Genomic DNA, 17,110 nt, shown 5'->3' on the forward strand with positions numbered 1-17,110 from the left:
TTTATTAATAAAGGTAAAAAAGGGAGTAGCGTAATGCCACTCCCTTCCGCTTATCATATATCCTTGCTTTAACGTGCTACAGGACCGGCAGTCTTCTCATACTTACCGGTTTCTTCATTATACATGAAAGACATAGCATAGTCACCTTTGCCACGACCGGCATAAACATTATAAACTACCACATAACTAATGCCTGAATCTGTTTTGCTAATCCATGAAGGAAGCAAAATTTCTGCAATGCCATACTCTATATGTTCATCCATGATTGTCTGAATCTCAGCATCGGTTTTCCCTGTCAAATACCCATCAACATTATAATACTTCTGCCAAGTGCTATAATTATTATTGATGTTGCTATATTTACTTGAGGCGCCAAAGTAATATTCCTCTTGTGCAGCATTCGTAGTGCTCAAAAATGCAGGCTTGTTAGCAGTTACCCAATCGACCAATGCCTGATAGTCAGCTTCGGCAAACTTTATCACCTTCGTACCCCCCAACAGTCTGACAATAGTCCAAGCAGCACCGTCATAAGTCATTTCGGCAATCTTGGTTGATACAGTCAGAATTTCCGCAAACGGATCGTAAGCAGCCCAAGCATTACCGTCATACTTATACAAGGCCGTCTTGTCTGTGGTTACCTTATTCGCATAATACTTATAGGTAACCTCGCAAGTAGATCCTGTCTTTGTATAGGGGAAAGTCTGCTTCAAGAAGGTTGTCAAATAGAAATCGACATCCATATTAGAGTCAAAATTGTTGTACTTGCCCGGAGTACCGCTTGCAGTACCCATAGCATCGTAATCGTCATCGGTTAAAGTATATTTCTTGTCCGGAGTAAAACTGCTATACTCATTCCAGCCACCCGATACCTTCTGGTAAGTCTTTACCAAAGCAGATGTAGCACCACTTGCATAGAATTTATAAGTGATATTCACAATCTTTCCTACGGCAAGGTCTCCATACTTTGTCGCGCAGAATGCCTTGAGATAAGCATCTACATCCATATTGGCATCAAAGTTGTTGTACTTGCCCGGCTGCCCCGCTTCGGTTCCCATGGCATCGTAATCTTCATTAGTCAGTTCATATTCCACGTCAGCCTTCACATCTTCATAATCCTTGGCAATGTCCCCGTAATTGACACTTACCTTAGCCGAAGAGCCCTTGTCACAATAAGGGAATTTTGCCTTCAACATAGTGTTCAAAGCTGTCTGAAGAGAAGCTTTGTCCTTAAAATACCCCTCACTGGGATAGTTTCCGGTAAATTCACCTTCAAACTGAGCAACATCGGTTATGGCATTATCCACCACAAAACCGTCCAATCTGTCATTATAGTCATCGCATCCTGCAAACAATGCTGTTGCTACAAGCAGAGATGCTAATATTTGTTTCTTCATAATTTTCTTGCCTCGCTAAAATTTAGAAATTAACTTTCAGTCTGATAGAATATGTTCTACCAAATGAATAGAACACACGATATGCAGAGTCCCAATTGCTTGTACCACCTTCATAAGCATCCATGATATACTCATAATTCAGCAGATTCTCCACATTTCCAAAGAGTGTAGCCTTGCAATTGCCTATGTTGAAGCGATAGTTTGCGCTAAGGTCGAGCTGCCCTGCCCCCGGAATTTTCCATGGATTGGGAGTGGCATAGAGTGAACTGGCAGTAATATCTTTCTGCTGTAAAGAATAGTCAGCATAGTTATTGCCATAATAAGTATAGTCAAGTCCCATGCCCAAGTCTTTGGAAATTTTGAACTTAGCACCCAAAGCGGCTGTAAGCTGAGCTGATCCACCCACTTTGACACCTTTCTGCTGCAAGGTAAACTTTGTATGATCATCTGCCTGTATGCCCGAAGCAATAGTACCTTTCAAGTCGGCCAATGGCTGACCGCCTGAATTATAGAAATATCCGGTAGCATCGCTATCCCATTTCCAGTCGCCAACAGAAAGCATACCGTTAATGTCCAACCACTTTGCAGGCTTGGCCACGAAATCCAACTCCACACCCATGTGCTTGGCATCTACTCCTGACATATTCAGCATATAACGATCAGCAGCTCCGTTGCTGTTTGTATAGTCACCGGTCTTGGCTGTAGTCTTATCCATCCATTTGGTGAAATAAGCATTCACGTTGGCTGTGAAATAGCGGCTGCGGAAGCCATAGCCAATTTCAGCGGAGAAAATCTTTTCGTTAATGGCATCGGGATTGGTTTCATTGCTTACCGTACTGTTCAAGAAAGCTCCGCCGGAGAAGAAGGGAGCACGGCTAATGAATCCTACATTGGCAAATACATTGTGATTTTCCGTCAAGTTATAGTTCACGCCTCCCTTGGCGGTGAAGCCCATGAAATTCACAGTCTCTGATTTTGCATGATCGGCATCATAATAGAAACGGTCGTACCTCCAATATCCGGTGTTGGATAAAGAACCTGCAACAAATGCAGCCAATTTATCTTTGTTATATTCCGCTTGGAAGAAAACTCCCTCTTGCATCACATATCCATCATAATCACGATAAACCACATCACCTACGTTCAGTTTTTTGTTCTTGAACGCATCGGTTCCGGCTCCGGAATAGTTCGCGGCTTTCACATTGGCACGATAGCGGTCAATATAGTATTCACCATTATACAAGTCGGTGATTTCATTGGTATGTACACCTTTATAATAACGGAAGTCAATGCCACCATAAAAATCAATGTTCTCATTAATCTTAGTAGTATAAGTAGAAAGCAAACCATACCAGTTATGGAAGTTCTTTGACTTACTCATCACCATCAAGGAACCTTGAGTGCTCTGTTCATTTAAATCTTGAATCTGGTCATAAGCAAAAGTACCGTCCGCATTACGGAAATCCATATTCAGCACACCATTGCTTGAGCCATACCATTTACTTGAATAAGCGCTTGTACCCTGACCGCTATTGCCATAACCGCGACCGATAGAGACATAAGCGGCAGTGCTCAAAGAAGACTTATTGTTAATCTGCCATTGATGGTTAAGAGAAATCTGAGGTTTGTGATATACATTGCGGGCAGAAGTCTTGCGCTCGCCATTCTTGCCAAAGCCATAAGTAGGATTGTAGCGATATACACTATTGTCACCCATATATTTCTTTACTTGTTGCCATCCCTCGACAGTCAAGCCATCGTAATTACTACGTTGATTATGCCACTGCGGAGCGCCGAATGCCGTCAACGACAATGTGTGAGAATCTCCGAATTGCTTTGAAATACTAAGAAAATAGTTATAACCTTCAAACTCCGTACCTTGGATATATCCATCACCCCACTTCTTTCCACCAAGCAAAGTCATGTTCCAACCACTCTTTGACAAACCGGTGGAAACAGAGAATGACAACTGATTATAACCGTCATTGCCGATACCGTAAGAGACAGAACCACCCTTCTTTTGGTCGGTAGTACGGGTCACGATGTTGATAGTACCACCAACAGAAGGTGAAGACACCTTGGAAGCGCCCAATCCGCGCTGAGTCTGCATGCTGCGGGTGACATCGCCCAGACCGGCCCAGTTGCTCCAATAAAGGCCACCCCATTCCATATCATTCATAGGAACACCATTCACCATTACAGCGACATTGGCAGATTGGAAGCCACGCATGTTGATTTTAGAATCACCATAACCGCCACCATTCTTGGTGGCATAGACACCCGGTGTGGACTTTAAGATTTCAGGAAATTCCTGCGTGCCCAGTTTTTCTTCAATAAATACAGGGTCGATGGTTGACAAAGCCACCGGTGTCTTGCGTGCCACAGCAATAGATGACGTTATCACCACGTCATTAAGCATCACTGCATCAGGCTCCATCTTGATGACTCCCAAATCTACAGAAGTGCCTTTGGGGGCAATTTTCTTCTTGAGGTCCTTGTAGCCTACATACTTGAACAACAACGTAGCATTTTGAGCAACGCTTTGTTTGAAATAGCCGTCAATGTCGGTCACTACTCCCTGAGCAGTACCTTCTACCATTACGGCAGCACCCACCAACGGCTCGCCTGTTTCTGCATCAACAAGCTGACCTTTCACTGCAGTCTGGGCAAAAGCTACGGCACTGAATGCCGACAGTACAGCCGCCAACAGGAAATGAATTAGATGTCTTCTCATAATTCTGTTTTGTTAATAATAGTGTTAATTAAACATTAAATAGTATTTTAAGTTGCAAATATAGAAATTTAAACTTAAATAAATGTTGCATTTATACTACATTTTTTCACAAACAAAAGTCAATTCTGAAAGTTTTTTAGACAAAGCGATAATTATATTATACACAAAGGAAGCTCCGCCTTCATAGCGGAGCTTCCTCACTCTTTCCAAGAAACAGATAGTCTATTTCTTTAATAATAGCTGCAAATCAATCATTAATGAGTTTTCTATAACGCACACGAGTCGGTTCTTCCTTTCCCAGACGCTTCTGCTTGTTTTCCTCATATTCCGAATATGAACCTTCAAAGAAGAATACATTAGAATTGCCTTCAAAAGCCAGAATATGCGTACAGATACGGTCAAGAAACCAGCGATCATGACTGATAACAACGGCACATCCGGCAAAATCCTCAAGGCCTTCTTCAAGAGCACGAAGGGTGTTCACATCAATATCATTCGTCGGCTCGTCAAGAAGCAGCACATTGCCTTCCTCTTTCAAGCAAAGCGCAAGATGAAGGCGGTTACGCTCACCACCGGAAAGCACACCGCAAAGTTTTTCCTGATCGGCTCCGGAAAAATTGAAACGTGACAGATAGGCACGTGCGTTAATGTCGCGCCCTCCCATACGAATCAGATCGGCTCCCCCGGAAATTACTTGATAGACACTCTTATTGGGATCAATATCTTTATGCTGCTGATCAACGTATGCCACCTTCACTGTCTCTCCCACTTCAAACTCACCTTTATCCGCTTTTTCCAGTCCCATTATCAGTCGGAAAAGTGTCGTTTTTCCAGCTCCGTTAGGGCCGATGATACCAACTATACCATTTGGAGGAAGCATAAAGTTAAGGTCATCAAAGAGCAATTTGTCTCCAAAAGCTTTTGCCACGTGTTTTGCTTCGATAACTTTGTTACCCAGACGCGGACCGTTCGGAATAAAAATTTCCAGCTTTTCTTCTTTCTCTTTAACATCTTCGTTCAGCAGTCTGTCATATGAATTTAAACGAGCCTTTCCTTTTGCCTGACGGGCTTTAGGCGCCATACGTACCCAGTCTAACTCGCGTTCCAAAGTCTTGCGACGCTTACTGGCTGTTTTTTCTTCCATCTCCATACGCTTGGTTTTCTGCTCCAGCCAACTGGAGTAATTGCCCTTCCAAGGAATACCTTCACCACGATCCAGTTCAAGAATCCATCCTGCTACATGATCAAGAAAATAACGGTCATGAGTTACAGCAATGACTGTACCTTCATATTGCTGCAAGTGTTGTTCCAACCAGTCAATAGACTCTGCATCAAGGTGGTTGGTAGGTTCATCAAGAAGCAATATATCAGGTTTCTGCAACAACAGGCGACAGAGTGCCACACGACGACGTTCACCACCAGAGAGATGCTCCACAGACTGGTCTTCGGGCGGACAACGTAATGCATCCATGGCACGCTCCAACTTGCTGTCAAGATTCCAAGCATCGGTAGCATCAATGACATCCTGCAATTCCGCCTGACGGGCAAAAAGTTTATCCATCTTGTCCTGATCCTCGTAATATTCGGGCAGACCGAATTTCTGATTTATCTCTTCATATTCTGCAAGTGCATCCACAATAGGCTGCACACCTTCCATTACAACTTCTTTCACGGTTTTAGCAGGATCAAGATACGGCTCCTGAGCCAGATATCCGATAGAATATCCCGGCGAAAACACGACTTCACCTTGGTAGGATTTATCCAATCCGGCAATAATCTTCAACAAGGTTGATTTACCCGAACCATTCAAACCGATAATGCCGATTTTCGCTCCATAAAAGAATGAGAGGTAGATATTCTTCAATACTTGCTTGTTGTTCTGCTGAATAGTCTTATTCAGCCCTACCATAGAAAAAATAATCTTCTTATCATCTACTGTTGCCATGCATTCCAATGATTTATAATTAGTAATTAATGATTAATGAGGACAAAGATAGGAAAAAAAGCGAAATTCTTTTGCTATTCACAAAAAACTCTATATCTTTGCACCCGCTTAACAGCAAAAAAGGATTGATTCGCTAGCTCAGCAGGTAGAGCACAACACTTTTAATGTTGGGGTCTTGGGTTCGAGCCCCAAGCGGATCACTTAAGAAAAGGACTTCATTACGAAGTCCTTTTCTGTTTAAAGAAGAATCCATACTGAGAATCAGCAAGTTGAAAGGTTTTCAAATCAAGAAAACGCCTCGTGGCACTATTAAAAAAAACGAGAGAAAGTGACACACGAGGACATGTAAATCCCCCAAAAGACCATTTTTGTGTTACAGGCTTTGTGTTACACCTCTCACAAATGTGTTACACTTATGAGTGCAAAAGTTAGATTAGTCTTCGACAGAAGAAAACAGGCCTCAGAAACAGTTTCTGCGGTCATTGAAATCGTTGTTTGTTTGCAACGTGAGAGATTTTATTATTCAACAGGGCAATTCATCACATCCAATCAATGGGACAATGGGAAAGTCATCAACCACCCCAGAGCCATCATCCCGCAGAAACTTTATGGCATGGATGCGTGAGCGTATCGAGAACAGATTGTTACGAGAAGGTACACGCAAAGGACATTACACCACATATAAGTCCATGGAACGCTTTGGCAAGATTAAGACTTTCGATGATTTGACCTTACAAAAGATTCATGAGTTCGACATTTTTCTAAAGGAAGAACAAACATTTACTACATTAGGCAAACCCATTCACCGAAGTCAAGCAGCCATACACAACTATCACAAACGGCTTAAATCTTATGTTACCGAGGCATTCAGATTGGGATTGATTAAAGAGAATCCTTATGAGAGATTCAAAGATAAACGAGGCGAAAATGGTTCCCGTCCTCATTTAACCAAGGAGCAGGTAAAAAAGTTGATTGGAATTAGAGATGCAAGCCAGGACCCGTTAATGAATAAATACATTGACTTCTTCCTATTCCAGACATTCACAGGCTTAGCCTATGAGGATGCCAAGCAGTTTGATTACGAGAAGCATGTTATAAAAATGGATGGAAAAAATTACATTGATGGGCATCGCATTAAAACAGGTGGCGAGTTTGTTACCCCCATCCTGCCAATCACTCAAAAGATATTGGATCGCAACAACAATAAGCTGACCATTACCTCCAATCAGAAGTACAACCAGTTTCTCAAAGGAATCGGCTTAGCTCTGAAATGCAATTTTCCCTTGAGCTCGCATGTAGCAAGTCATATTGAATTTTCTTATCAATTGAATTTCAATATATTGCAAAAAATATTGCTTGATAGGTAACGATTTAGAAACGAGCGAACTTTATTACTTTGCTTTGTTCTGCTCTATCATTTAAAGAACGCTTTAACGGCTGCAAAGGTATAAAAAATAACCGATTTTACCAAAGTTTCAGACCGTCCTTCATACCCTCTTAACCATTTTACAATTTCTCGTCCCTCCTTTTCCATATCCTTTAACGCAAAAACAGGCAAAGCGTTACATAAGCCTCCCAACAAGCCTCTGAGCAGCTGTTTCTCAGGAACTCACCGTATATTTGCAGCTAAAATGAAGTATCAACAAACAGCAATATACGAATGGAATATCTGAATTTAATAAACCGTTTCTGGGCTGAGGATGAATATCAATCATTCTCGGCTGTGGAAACACGCCTATATTTCTTCCTGCTCAACCTTGCCAACAGAAGCTATTGGAAGGAATGGATGGAATACAGCGATGCCAAACTGACTGCAAATATTGGCGTTTCTGTATCTGTGATCCGAAATGCAAGAAACAGATTGCAGGATGCTAACCTTATCAAGTTTGAGGTGGGCGGAAAGGGCTTTAGGGTAAAGACAAGGTATCAGATTCTGACACCTAACGACAATCCTAACCAGTACCCAAGTCTGCACCCAAATCAACACCCTAACCTTGACCCATATAATATAAAGATAAAGACTAAGACAAAGAATAATATAAATGGAGGTAAAAATGGATTTTCAAAACGTGCCTATGTCTCATCAGGGAGTGACTTCGATTGAACAGAGTTTCAAACTCTGCATGGAGGCGTTCCGAAACGGCTACACTGAAACAAGACGACTAAAAGAAGAAAGCCGTTTCGCCCTTCCTTTCTCCTTGGAACAGTTCAAGGCGATGCTGGCTGGTTGTGCGGCAGGCATCATGGCGGAACGCAATGTTTATGGTCAGTTCATCTTTGACGACCATAACACGCCTGTCATTGAGGAACTGTATAAATACCTTCGGTTGGATAACAGCTTTCATGGGGATTTGAACAAAGGCATTATGCTTGTGGGGAAATATGGCTGTGGCAAAACGCTTATCCTGCAATCGCTCATGCATGTATATAACACCGTCATACGGACGATGAATGTACGGAAACCGATTTTTGAGTTTCAGAAATCCACCCATCTGCAGAGGATATTGCTTGCCAAAGGGATAGAATGCTACGCCAAACGTCCGCTTCTCATTGACGAACTTGGACGTGAGCCTAAACAGGTGATGGACTTCGGCAATGAGAAAAGCCCGTTGATAGAACTTCTATGCGACCGATACGACCGTGGTGCATGGACTATGGCAACAAGCAACTTTACGCTTGATACGCTGAGCAGCGATACCCATTACGGCAGAATGACGGGCGACAGGCTTAGTGCGATGTTCAATATTGTAGAACTCAAAGGAAACAGCAAGCGGGATCCTCTACAAATTTAAAACTGATGCAAAACTTCATTTCTCGCCATAGTATTCTTTGTCATTAAGCTCCGTATTATCATCATCTATCCAGCTTTCAAGCAAATTGATATTGTCACTCTGAGGACGATGCATATTATCTAATTTATCAACTTGAATGATTATTGGAAGATCTGCAATAACACCAGACAAGACACATGCTCCGACAGGTAGAATAGGAAGAGATTCTACTGAAAGTCGATCAAGATATGAAACAGCCTTTTCAATCATTTCCAAATCTTTATTATTGATAAGTCTATGAATAAAATAATTGTGCAATTGAGATATAATTGTAGCAGATATATCTGATGGACGCTGGCTAGCAATAGTAAGAAATACACCAAATTTTCTTCCTTCCTTTATAATTTCCTCAAAGGTTTCTAATCGAAAATCTTTCCACGATTCACTTTCTCTCATGGATTCATAAGAGAGTACATTGTGTGCTTCATCGATTATTATGTTTAAAGATTTTGACAGTTCTGATTCCTTTTTTTCTTTTTGTTCATTATATAGCTTTGACGATAGTAGTAGTGGAATTAGTTTTTTTATATCTGTACGAACCATATTTAGATCTATGACAACCAAATTGTTTCCATCCCAAAAATCATCAGATTCACTTATTTCAAATACTTTGGAGAAATACAACATTACCCCTTTTAATTTATTTATTGCAGGAATTATATGCTCGTTAGACGCTGTATTTTGAAGAACATCTGTTATAATTTCTAGATACAAAAAAGAGATTAAATTTTTAATGAAATCAGGAGAGAAATTATAGTTATCCAAGACTTCTTTAATATGTAAAGACTCAAATTTTGAATCAATATTTTTATCAGTTATGAAATCATTTTCACTACCTTTTATTTTAAAGTTTCCATTAGAATACAATTCTAAGTCAGCTACAAGCCCCTTTTCAATATCATTGTGTGTATCTTCATACAGAATATTTGATGCATAATTTAATAGTTGACGTGTTTTTTGAGCATCATGTAGAGAGAAAATTGATTTTAATTGTATAGTGAAAAAATTCTTGAAATGATTAAGAACTTCCTGCTCATCTTTTTTGTCTTTATGAATATGGGAATAAAGATTTAATGTCCTTTGTATGAATGGCTGTTGCGTTTTTTCTGTAGCACTTGACAAAATATATAATATTTGTGGAGTCAATAAATCTTCCTTCTTTAATGGTATCTTGTCTCCATTATCTGTTCTTGTTGTCAATTTATAGACCTTTTTATTATTGGTAATTACATTTTTCCCAGAATACTCACCATTAAAATCAAACAACAAGAATTTAGCGTTATCTTTGAATTTATTGTTATTACCTATCTTTTCAAATAACTTCTTGTAGATATTTGCAAGCGTATAACTCTTCCCACTTCCTGTATTTCCAAAGATTCCAATATGACTTGAAAAAAGTTTGTTTATGCCAATCTCAATAGGTACATTGTTGTCAGTCATAAGATGACCTAATTGCAAAGTCAACTCTCCATCTTTAGCAAACTTGTGGATAAGAGAAAATTCCTCGTTGTCCATAAGCAGGCATTCATTACCAATCAATGGCAACTCTTTTACCCCTTTATGGTATTCTTTATTTTCAAAATATCCAATTAATTTAATTATCAGTAATCGACTGATTTCTTCATTTTTATTATGATAGTCAACATTTACAGAATAATTCTCTTTAATGGTTTCACTCTCAACCTTAGCAACAAGACAAATAAAACCTTTTAGAATTTTCAAGTAGCTTCCAACAGAAACATTCTTGATAACATTACCTTTATATAATAGATGTGATAGATTCTTATTCTTATCCACTTTTATACATACCTCTCGACCATTAACGGAATACACTTCGCCAACTCTAAAGATTGAATGCTTTTGCAACTGTGAATTTACGTCTATATTCATTTGATAGGAGTATTAGATTCCAATATATCCGAACACGTACTTATTGATAGATTCTAAATCGAATTTAGTTAGGTCTTTCAAAGATTTATTAGCAAAATCAGCATCTTGTGAGTGCTTAAAAGATTCTGGTGTAATATAGAGGATATTATTATTATTTCTTGCTCCAGCTTTATTAATATTGGTCTCAATAAGTTTTTTTGAAAAATCATCATAAGCAAATACCAAAATTTGAAGAGTAGGATTAGAATTAGCAGCTCTAACGGTAATCTTTGCTATATGTTCATCAGCAAAAGAGAAACCTGCAACTATTAGTAATGAATTACTACATTCTAATGCATTTGAATACAATCTCATTAACTCATAAAAATGAAGTTCCAAAACTGTTTCACTAAATTTGTTCTTTCTTGGTCTGACCATTACAAGTTTTGAGAACAAATCACTGAATTGTCCCCTTTTGTCTGATTCGTAATCTTCACATTCAATTATATCTTCTGCTTTTTTCTTAATGTCTTCAATGTTTGTACAATCTCCAAAATCAAAAATAACATCGGAAGGTGTAAGGCACTTATACAAATCAGCAATCTCTTGTAGTATTTTTAACTCTGTATCAATTGAAATATCATTACTTTCAATAGCTTTCCAATTGACCGATCCATGTATTTTCATGTAGTTAAATACAGGAATCATCGATTGATTTTGATATAAGGGACTAACTTTTGATGTAATATTCGAGAAAGTATCTTCACTAAATATAGGCGTAATACGTCCTTTGAATCCATCGTTAAACTCCACCTTTACCTCTTCGGCTGCGGTTTCAACTAAATTATCAATGTTGGTAGTAAAAATATTTACTTGCTTATCCAACAAACTAACATTACGCTTAGCCATTATTTCATTCCATCTACTTAGAAATGATTTGTAATTATTAATAACAGAGTCATAATGTTTCTTTCTGTCTTCATTTAATAATGATATTTCAGAATACAAGCATGGATTCATTACCGTACTAAAATAGTACGCCTCCAACGATGTCTTTATTATATTCTTGGTATCTACTTCTTCTATTTGTTCTGCTTCGGTTAACCACGTTTCTATGTTTCCTAAAGTAGATAAATATGGGTTCGATAGTCCTGACCCAAATAAGAAATTTATGTGGGACGATTGAATAATATTTTTTAATAGGTCTAATCTCATTCTAATATTGTTTTTATATTAAACATTATATTTCTTATTCTCTTTTCCCAAAATACCGATATTAGCAACATTATGATAATCTGTATTCGAAATACATTTTAAATCATTTGCAGAAGCCTCGTTTAACACCTCCTGACAAAAAATCTTTCCATCTGATGCGTCAGTATGGATATGCAAGTCCCATTTATTCCATAAAGAACCAACTTCATACATCATATTCTTAATTTGATTTTAATAGACAATTCAATAAGACAATTCCTGAGAATACTCTAATGAAAGCTGGAAAAACTATATACAGAAGTATTACCATCCACCCAATCATGTTTTGTTCCATATTTGTTATGTCCATTAGATTATACTTTTTGATTGGGTTGATTATTATTAGTGCATTTTATATTATATAGCCGTTCTACATAGCCGTTTATGGCTTTTGGCTCTTGTAGTGAGAGCAAACCTACACGCTGCTTGTTGCTCAGAACAGGTATTCCAAATCCTTTTACATAGTTCTTTGCGTAGGAGTAATAGCCAGTGGCGTAGGGTTTTGCGGTATGTTGCATGTAGTAGTCAAAGACTGAGGACTCGAGGATGCGTTTCAGCACAAGGAGGTCTTCTTCGTTTCCACTAAAGATGGCGTAACCACAGTAGATAAGCATGTTTTCGTTGTCTGTATAGACAAAATGTGGACGGTCGGTCATGTAAGGAAACAATAATTTGCGACCACGATCGCCAGTGGCTTGCGAACGACCGAAGGCATACCATGTCTTGTAATTTTTTTCTCCTTTGTCGCGCTGAGACAGTTTTATCTTATTAAGCGATAGATACTTGTACGCTTTCGGATATCTGCTCATAAATACAGCCTCTACCAGCACCTTGTTGCTCTCATCGTATGGAAAAATCACCTTTTCGATGATGTTGGGAATTTCTTCTTCGGTGTGTAATATATTCGGCTTTATGATGTCACGGCAAATACCTCTCTCAATCGGAAATTCCATGTTTCCCACTTGTAGATAGAAATATGTCTCGTCCTCTCGCACTGGACGGAAGATGTAAATGTCGTTAGCAAGAGTAGCAATGCCGTTCTTTATCTGGAACATTTCACCTAGCGGTTTGCCTGCATTCTCTATTTTGCGGATGTTGTGCAAAATTTCGGCATTGTTGAGATTCCAACCTTTGTGGTCGTCAAGGTCACTGTATGGTATTAGGTTAAAATGTATCGGTTTTTCAGTGAAACCATTAGCATTTATTTGTCCTTTCGAATAGTTTATACCCACCGTACCATGCTTGTCTATCAAAACAATACAGGTATAAGCAAGTGTTTTTCCAAAAACAAGCTGGTGCCCGAAGTCAATAATTTCGATAGCTGTGTTTGAATTGCGGAAATAACTGCGCAACAATCTGGCATTCATGCTCTTGAAGAATGAATTGAGTGTAATGTAACCCAGTACTCCGTCCTCACAAAGAATGCTGTAAGCAATCTCTAAAAATGGTAGATAGAGGTCGGCATTTCCGCAACGAGCCACCTGCCATCTAGAGAGTAATGCTTTTGATTCTTCATCAATATGTTTTGCACGGACGTACGGCGGATTACCTACAACAATGTCAAAGCCGCCATTCTCAGCCACTCCAGGCATTGCTTTGAAATCAAAATCAAGCGAATTACCTTGACTGACGTGGAAATCCTCATCTGCCAGAGTTTCGCCATTCTGTAATGCAGCCAACGAAAGGAGAATCTTGCAACGCTTTACACTTAACTCGCTCACATCTACACCGTAAAGATGTTGCAAAGCTTCGTGATACGACTGTCCGCAATGAATGTGCAGATAATTGGCAAGTGAGAGCAGAAATGCACCGCAACCGCAAGATATGTCGATGGCAAGGCTGTCTTGCAGTGTTTTTTTTTGTGTGGCAACAACTCTCTCCAGAATATAGTCGCGAATGTATTTCGGGGTATAAACTGCGCCATTTTTTGTCTTCTCAGCCTTCGGAATCGCCAACTCGAACACGTTGATAACATCTTCAATAGACTTAATATCAACCATCGGCACATCGTCACTGTAGTAATCGACAAGCAAACCGCTCTGTATAGTCAGAGCATTACTCTTGACGAAAGATGAAACAACAATGCTATCCAAGCAAAGTTGCTGCTCGGCATAGCGAGAGATAATGTTTTGCAGTTCTTTATTCATAGCGATGGTCGGTGCGAGGGTTTGACATAATGGCTCCTTTTTCTGCTTCGGTCAGTCCATATAGTTCGTAGCACAACTGATCAACCTCGTTCCAAAAGTTGTTTAACAGAGTATAGAAGCGAGATGCAGAAGAAATGTTGGTTGTGATTGCTGTATTCGCTTCTTCAATGCGTCGTGCTACAATTGCAAGTCTCTGCATATGGTCGCTAAATGTGCGAAAATCATCGCACGGAAATGGCACAGGTACGAGGAACTGTTTGTTGAACTTATAGAAACCACCCTGCTGCGGATTGGCTATCGACTTAGCAAAATAGGCAAATGGAGTGGAGTTGATTACCGCTGCCATTGCATAGAGTTTATCGTCAGTCACATTTGGAATCTGCACAAAGAACATGTTGGCGTTGTCACAATAGGCATCCTCTTGCATCACGACTGCCGCTTGCGGATTCTGTGTGGTCATCGGTATGCAGAGTTTCTTATAAACAGCGTTATGGTTGTTGGCGCGGGTAAATAAATGCCAGTTTTCATTGCGGTCTAACGTCGGGAAACGATCGGGAACGGTTTGTACATTATTTTCAATTATGGCACGGTTCTCTCGCAAATACCTGCCTGCAAAAGGATAGCGACGTTCGTAGTCGGAAAACAGGATTGGTTGAACACAACCGTTTACCACATCGTAAGGGAACAGAATGTAGGTCGTATCTTGACGGACCGACAGCGGCACAAACTGATCGTTACAGAGTAGCACACGGCAAGCACCCCGTTCTACTCGCAGATTTTCGCAAAGAGAAGTACTTCCGTAGATATAATCCTCGTCGATATGGTCAACAACAATGTGGAAAGCATCATCCCACAGTACTTGCACACCAACCTTAATGTTACAAACTTCTCCTAACGTTCCAAGTTCGTTAGCTAGTCGTACACGCAGCGCATTGGTTTGGTAATTCTCAAACGTCCACGGCGTTTCAGTGATTGTATCTTTTGCAATATTAATACATTCGCCGTTGATACTGCTTGTGTACTTGATTGTTTCTTCATTCATCGCTGACTTATCGCACACAACAATGGCAACGTATGTGATTCGGTCTTCAAACATATCTGTTTCTGTATAGTCATAGACAGTACGTAGTAAACGTCCGTCACTCAACAGTTTGCGGATGCCTTTGCCGTATTCAGTTTTGAAGAATCGTTTTTGCACAATATAGCCAAGACTGCCATATTCGTTCAGTAATTCTATTCCTCGTTCGATAAATGGAATGGCAAGGTCAATTTTGCCATTTCTACTCGAACCGTAACGCTGTTTAATATAAACTGACATACAAGGCAAAGCCACGTTATAGTTTTTCACTTCAACATATGGAGGATTACCGATAACGAAGTCAAAACCACCGCTATCGAAAACATCGCTGAAGGCAGTCCTATAGTCGAAAATGTTAGTCGCTGCAAGTTCTTCAAGATTTTCAGTTATACTTGAAACACGTTCCATTATGTCTGGTTCAACAAGTGAGTTGCCACATTTGATATTTACGCCCACCCCATGCAAAATTTGCGAACCGTAAAGACCTGCGTTATTGAAATCGCTTGGTTCGTAGCCGTCGATTATCTTCAACGACAACGAAAGTTTTGCAACCTCTACGCACTCCTGGTTAATATCAACTCCGTGTAAGCACTGGTTCACTATTAGCTTACGCCCTCTCAAATTTAAGCATTTCTTTCCAACCTTTTCGTAGAGATATTGGTCGGGCAAAGAGTCTTGTTTTCCCTCGATATTACGTTCTATCTGTGTTGATAGATGGTCGTAGATGCTCACAAGAAAAACACCGCTGCCACAAGCAGGGTCAAGAATCTTTAAGTCAAGAATCTGTTCATTCGTGAGCGATTGCAAATATTGGGGTGCTATTGTGCAATCAATTGTATTTTGCACAATGTGTTCGGGTGTTGTTACCGCCCCATTACTTTTGCGGAACTCCGACTTAAGAACGTTGCCAAGTATTCCGCATTCATCATATTCAAGATGGTAACCGAGGAATAAATCGTAAATGTCACTGATGCTTTTCAGTGGAATTACATCGAAACAATAAGGTGATGGATAGTAGAGGTAAGATAGTAGTTCTTCAAAAACGGCATTGTCGATATTCAGACTCTGAATATGATTGATACGGACAAACATCGGACCATCATAATGCTCATAAAAAGCGAAGTAAGACGACCGCTTGAACTGTGCCCAGAAATCTGTTCTAGAAAAGTCTTTCAACAGTCCGTCTCTCTCTAATCCACGAGCTTCGCAAACACGGATGAATAATATGCGGTTGAGAATTATTTGCGTCCAAAGATTGAGGTCGGCAATGCTGATTGCACTGTGGTTCCCATCGATGATTGCTTGTGCAAGATTGAGCCGCACGTTACTCAATGCTTTTGAAAAATTTTTGTCGATAGAATCCTTGCCGACAAATCTCACGTTTTGGTTATTATTGATTGCCTCCTTGCGTCCCAAGAAACTGTTTAGACGGTCGAAATTATCCTCATAGCATTCCGATTTCAAATAAAGCACGCGGGCAAAGTCGCCATTGTCAGAATGGCGAGGCATGGCTGTGCAATCGTAAATAGCTAGTTCGTCCATGTTTGTTACCACAGAGTATTTTGCTCCAATTGACCAGCCGTATGAACGAATTTGGAAAGCAATGTTCTTGTCGTCTTTAATATTCACTGTTCGCTTCTTCGCATCAAGGAAAAACAGGCGAACTCGCCCATTCATCAATGTATAGTCTGGGCGTGTATTTGTCGAACCAATTTCGTTCAATGCAGTTCGCTCCGCAGTCTCGAGTGGAACTTCCTGCAACACATGATTAGTATTTCTTACATCCCAATCAAACACAGCAAGCATTTGGTTTATCCAAGTGCGCGTTGTTTCTTCTGAAGCCATCTCTAGCTCCCCA

11 protein-coding genes and 1 tRNA gene are annotated in these 17,110 nt (G+C 39.9%); 4 read left to right on the forward strand and 8 right to left on the reverse strand.

Translation table 11 applies throughout. The features are described 5' to 3' along the window. Positions 1-68 precede the first annotated feature (68 nt). The 3 genes from BACHE_RS13060 to ettA form a co-directional block, all read right to left on the reverse strand. Positions 69-1,394: a hypothetical protein gene (locus BACHE_RS13060; RefSeq protein ID WP_013548182.1), complete on the reverse strand. Its 1,326-nt coding sequence runs from the start codon at positions 1,392-1,394 to the stop codon at positions 69-71. A 22-nt stretch (positions 1,395-1,416) separates the two neighbouring features. Then, a complete protein-coding gene (locus BACHE_RS13065; RefSeq protein ID WP_013548183.1) occupies positions 1,417-4,128 on the reverse strand; it encodes a TonB-dependent receptor in 2,712 nt (903 codons plus the stop codon). Between the two features lie 247 nt (positions 4,129-4,375). Then, positions 4,376-6,073, reverse strand: a complete 1,698-nt coding sequence (gene ettA / locus BACHE_RS13070) for an energy-dependent translational throttle protein EttA (RefSeq protein ID WP_013548184.1) — start codon at positions 6,071-6,073, stop codon at positions 4,376-4,378. Positions 6,074-6,200: 127 nt separating this feature from the next. Between ettA and BACHE_RS13075 the strand changes: the two genes are divergently transcribed. The 4 genes from BACHE_RS13075 to BACHE_RS13090 all read left to right on the forward strand — a co-directional run bounded on the left by BACHE_RS13075 (position 6,201) and on the right by BACHE_RS13090 (position 8,865). After that, positions 6,201-6,273 (forward strand) — tRNA-Lys (locus tag BACHE_RS13075). A 360-nt stretch (positions 6,274-6,633) separates the two neighbouring features. Next, a complete protein-coding gene (locus BACHE_RS13080; protein WP_245530883.1) occupies positions 6,634-7,440 on the forward strand; it encodes a site-specific integrase in 807 nt (268 codons plus the stop codon). 293 nt (positions 7,441-7,733) lie between these two features. Beyond that, complete coding sequence (locus BACHE_RS16695; RefSeq protein ID WP_013548185.1) at positions 7,734-8,177, forward strand: hypothetical protein; 444 nt, start codon at positions 7,734-7,736, stop codon at positions 8,175-8,177. Next, entirely contained in the window at positions 8,128-8,865 is a 738-nt protein-coding gene (locus BACHE_RS13090) for a hypothetical protein (RefSeq protein WP_148229852.1), read from the forward strand. The genes BACHE_RS16695 and BACHE_RS13090 overlap by 50 nt, the downstream gene beginning before the upstream one ends. A 15-nt stretch (positions 8,866-8,880) precedes the next feature. On the opposite strand, the gene BACHE_RS13095 is transcribed toward BACHE_RS13090, so the two are convergent. The 5 genes from BACHE_RS13095 to BACHE_RS13115 form a co-directional block, all read right to left on the reverse strand. Next, positions 8,881-10,794: an ATP-binding protein gene (locus BACHE_RS13095; protein WP_013548187.1), complete on the reverse strand. Its 1,914-nt coding sequence runs from the start codon at positions 10,792-10,794 to the stop codon at positions 8,881-8,883. A 12-nt stretch (positions 10,795-10,806) separates the two neighbouring features. Beyond that, on the reverse strand, positions 10,807-11,988 hold the full coding sequence (locus BACHE_RS13100; RefSeq protein WP_013548188.1) for an SIR2 family protein: 1,182 nt from the start codon (positions 11,986-11,988) through the stop codon (positions 10,807-10,809). An 18-nt stretch (positions 11,989-12,006) separates the two neighbouring features. Then, positions 12,007-12,204 carry a PHP domain-containing protein gene (locus BACHE_RS13105; protein ID WP_013548189.1) on the reverse strand — a complete coding sequence of 66 codons (198 nt, stop codon included), beginning with the start codon at positions 12,202-12,204 and terminating at the stop codon, positions 12,007-12,009. 137 nt (positions 12,205-12,341) lie between these two features. After that, positions 12,342-14,174 carry an Eco57I restriction-modification methylase domain-containing protein gene (locus BACHE_RS13110; RefSeq protein WP_013548190.1) on the reverse strand — a complete coding sequence of 611 codons (1,833 nt, stop codon included), beginning with the start codon at positions 14,172-14,174 and terminating at the stop codon, positions 12,342-12,344. Next, positions 14,167-16,881 (reverse strand): Eco57I restriction-modification methylase domain-containing protein, encoded by a 2,715-nt coding sequence (locus BACHE_RS13115; RefSeq protein ID WP_245530884.1) that lies wholly within the window; start codon positions 16,879-16,881, stop codon positions 14,167-14,169. Before BACHE_RS13115 ends, BACHE_RS13110 begins: the two co-directional genes overlap by 8 nt. Between the last annotated feature and the right edge of the window lie 229 nt (positions 16,882-17,110).

Source organism: Bacteroides helcogenes P 36-108 (genome assembly GCF_000186225.1).
Classification (GTDB): domain Bacteria; phylum Bacteroidota; class Bacteroidia; order Bacteroidales; family Bacteroidaceae; genus Bacteroides; species Bacteroides helcogenes.